This window comes from Sphaerisporangium sp. NPDC049002, assembly GCF_040649355.1.
Classification (GTDB): Bacteria; Actinomycetota; Actinomycetes; order Streptosporangiales; family Streptosporangiaceae; genus Sphaerisporangium.
In genome coordinates, this window is record NZ_JBEZFH010000375.1 from 1 (window position 1) to 3360 (window position 3360).

A 3360-nucleotide genomic window follows, 5' to 3' on the forward strand; every position below is an offset into this window, starting at 1 on the left:
CAGCGCGCCGGGGTCGCCCGGGACGCGCGACAGGGCCGGATCGTGCAGTCCGCTCGTGATCTCGTGCGAGGTCATGCCGTGACGGCGGCCCGGCCTGACCAGCTCGTCCTGCTCGAGGCAGTCCAGTGCCAGCTCCTGGGTGAAGCGGCCGAACGGGACCGTGAAGTAGCGTGCGGGGCGACCCATCCGCGTGGTGAACAGCGCGTGGGAGCGCTTGATCTCCTCATCCAGCGCGTCGCGGGATAGTGCCTGCAGGTTGTCGTGGGTGAGGGTGTGGTTGGCCACCATGACCAGCGGGTCGTCGGCCAGGTGCCGGAGCTGCTGCCAGGACAGGTAGCCGCGCTGGTCGAAGGCATGAAGCGCCTGGCAACCGCCTACCCGAACACTCCCATTGCCGTCTGCTTGTCCGGCGGCGCCGACAGCTCCTTGATCGCCGCCTACGCCGTGCGGTACTTCCCGCACGCCGTGACCGCCTACACCTATTCCTTCATCGGCAACGGCACCAGCCGCAGCGACGACGCCGTCACCGCCCAGCAGGTCGCCCAGCACCTGGGACTACCGATGCGACTGGTGGGCGCCGACACCGACACGATCTTCCAGTCGCTTTCACGCGCCCTCACCCACGGTCAGGACTGGCGGGATTCAACGTCCATGCCGCCATCGTCAACGACGTGCTCGCCAGCGCCATCGCCACAGACCACCCCACCGGCCCCGTCCCCTCGTACTCACCGGCGACCTGATGAACGAACTCCTCGGCGACTACAGCCCTGTCCACTACGCCGGAGCCACCTACTACCAACTGCCCCAGCTCCCCCCGAGCAAGTTGCGCATCAGCCTGACCCGAGGAGTCCAAACCGGCGACCGGGAAGTCGGCGTCTTCAAGGGCCACGGTCTCGACGTCGCCCAGCCATACGGATGGGCCTCCACCCTGCTGCTCGAACTCCCCGACCCGATTCCTAAGCACACGATCATCAAGGAACTTGCGCAGGGCGCCCTGCCCGAGGAGATCTCCCGCCGACCCAAAGTCCGGGCGCAGATCGGCGACCACGATGCCCGGCAAGGCATCCTGCCCCAACTGGTGCGCGCGGGCCTCGACCACCGCCAACTCGAAGCCGCCTTCTGCCGCGCGTTCCACATCCACAATCCCGTCGACCTCCACCGGGTTGTGCGCGCCGGCATCCACCAACCGCCTCCACCTGGCCGATGAGAGGACAGCACATGCAACCTGGACAGAGCACGCAAGAGATCGCAGCCACAAAGATCGAGGACTTCGTCCGGCAGATCGGCACCATCGCTTCAGACGACCCCGGGTTCCACCGCCAAGCGGACCTGTTCGATGCCGGCTACGTGGACTCTCTTGCCCTGGTCGCCTTGACCGCCTTCATCGAAGAGACATTCCATCTGTCACTTACCGAACAGGACCTGTTTCATCCCGAGTTCACCACGATCGACGGCATGGCTCGTTTGATCACAACCCGAATCCACCGAAGCTGTACGCCGCCCCACACAGCGCTGCCCTGATCGCCCCACGGGCCGATAGTCCAGCCGTGTCGCGGCGACTGGCCCGCGCAGGCACGCACGGGTCGCCAGCCCTCCGCGGCCAGGAATCGTGACCAGACCATGGGTCTTGCTGAGGACCGCCGCGCCGCCGGGAAGCTGGGCACGGTCGCTGCCAGTCGGCCAGAAGGTGCGGGTGCCGGGCCGCGCCGGGCCTGCCGGTCCCACGCCCGGGTCTATTCGACCATCGCGCTCGCCGACGCATCCGTACGCCGCGTAGGCGTGCCCCCGAACTCGACTGCGGAGCCCCGCCGTACACCAGGAGGAAGGCGCCGATCCCGCGCGGCAGGCCCACCCCGGGCCCGAGCAGATCGCTCACAGGGGCGGTGGCGGCGAGATAGACCAGCCCGTTCACACCGGTGACGGCGGCGTCGAGGGTCAGCGCACCGGTACGGCAGGGATCCTAGGTTTGACGCCGTCCCTTGGGACGGGTGATGATCAACGCGTGTTTCCTCGCGCAGCCGTTGCCGCGGCAGGGTTGCTGGTGCTGACCCTGGTGGGAGGCTGCGGTGACTCCCCGGCCGCCGAACGCGTCTCCATCCTCCCCCGTGGTGCCGCGGCGACGCCGTTCCCGGTCCCACCCTCGTCACTACCGCCGACCCCGTCACCGTGGGGCGGGTCGGGGGGACCGTCGGCCACGATGCCGGCGCGGCCGGACCTCGCATCGTCCCTGGCGGTGCCGATGGCGACCGCCGCTCCCTTGGCCGGGACCGGGCCGCCGCGCTTCTTCGTCTCCGCGAGGGTGCCGATCGCCCGGTTTTCCGAGCGTTCCAAGACGCCGATCGGCACGCCGGTGCCGCCTTCCGTCCACGACGCCGGGACCGGGAGGTTCATAGCGGCCGTTCCGCTGCCGCCGGGGGTCGCGTCGTCGTGGAAGCTCGCGGCGGCGGCGCCGGACAACCGAACGTTCCTGCTCTCCGGGACCTGCGGGCAGGAGTCCGGTGTCCGATTCTTCCGGGTCCGTCTTGACGAGAACGGGCGGCCGGGCACACCCGAGCTGGTGCCGGAGTCCGGCGGCTGCGTGCCTGGGACGCTGCCGGTGCTCGCCCTCAGCCACGACGGAACGAGGTTCGCCTTCGCCGACACGCTGGTCGGAGGGACGATCGTTTCCGTGGTGGAGATCGCCACCGGGGCGCGACGCGATTGGTTCGCCGGGAACATACCGGTGACCGGCCTGTCCTGGGCCCCGGACGGGCGGCGGATCGCCGTGGCGGCGCACGACTGGGGCCTCGGCGTCATGGACCTCGCCGCCCCTGGGCCGGACCTGCTCGCATCCACCCGTCTCGTCAGGCCGATGAAGGGTTCTCCCCTGGAGTCGGTGGCCTACACCCCCGACGGCGATTCCCTGATCTACTCGGCCGGCCACGATATCGAGCGCATCCCCGTCGGCGGCGGGACGCCGGTGGTGCTCGCCCGGCTGTCGCCGCCGAAAAACGCGTCGCTCACCATCCGGTTCGACCTCGACGGGACCGGCCGATATCTGCTCTACACGCACGACTGGCGGCTCTATCGCGCTGACCTGCACGACGGCTCCACCCGCTCGGTGCCGATCGAGACGGGCGACCTGCCGCTCGGCGGCCAGACGCCCGACGCCGCCTGGTGAGGATCACGCTGCTGGGCGCCGTGCCTGGCGGTCCGTATGGGCTGGTGTCAGGATTCAGCGACAAAGACATGCAGCGAGTCGAGGAGTTAAGTGACCCTCTGCAGGTGTCCTGTGACAGCGAAGGCTGAGCATTGTCACCGAAGGTTGATGACCACTAGTTTCGTGCCACCGAAGGTTGAGTGACGCGTCGCCAGTCGTCA

Annotated in this window: 4 protein-coding genes; 3 read left to right on the forward strand and 1 reads right to left on the reverse strand. The window is 68.9% G+C overall.

Annotated features, from left to right (window positions below):
* A partial coding sequence (locus AB0B89_RS35555; protein ID WP_358561917.1) for a polysaccharide deacetylase family protein occupies positions 1-549 on the reverse strand: 549 nt, incomplete at its 3' end.
* Here AB0B89_RS35555 and AB0B89_RS35560 point away from each other — a divergent pair.
* From AB0B89_RS35560 to AB0B89_RS35570, 3 genes are all read left to right on the forward strand, one after another.
* Positions 445-960 (forward strand): hypothetical protein, encoded by a 516-nt coding sequence (locus tag AB0B89_RS35560; RefSeq protein ID WP_358561927.1) that lies wholly within the window; start codon positions 445-447, stop codon positions 958-960. The two genes, AB0B89_RS35555 and AB0B89_RS35560, sit on opposite strands and share 105 nt — an antisense overlap.
* Before the next feature lie 258 nt (positions 961-1218).
* On the forward strand, positions 1219-1521 hold the full coding sequence (locus AB0B89_RS35565) for an acyl carrier protein (protein ID WP_358561920.1): 303 nt from the start codon (positions 1219-1221) through the stop codon (positions 1519-1521).
* A 676-nt stretch (positions 1522-2197) separates the two neighbouring features.
* Positions 2198-3160 carry a hypothetical protein gene (locus AB0B89_RS35570; protein WP_358561924.1) on the forward strand — a complete coding sequence of 321 codons (963 nt, stop codon included), beginning with the start codon at positions 2198-2200 and terminating at the stop codon, positions 3158-3160.
* Positions 3161-3360: the final 200 nt, after the last annotated feature.

Bases quoted from the DNA above. Each gene is read 5' to 3' on its own strand.
- AB0B89_RS35565 (WP_358561920.1), top strand. From the start codon at position 1,219: ATGCAACCTGGACAGAGCACGCAAGAGATCGCAGCCACAAAGATCGAG.
- AB0B89_RS35570 (WP_358561924.1), top strand. From the start codon at position 2,198: ATGCCGGCGCGGCCGGACCTCGCATCGTCCCTGGCGGTGCCGATGGCG.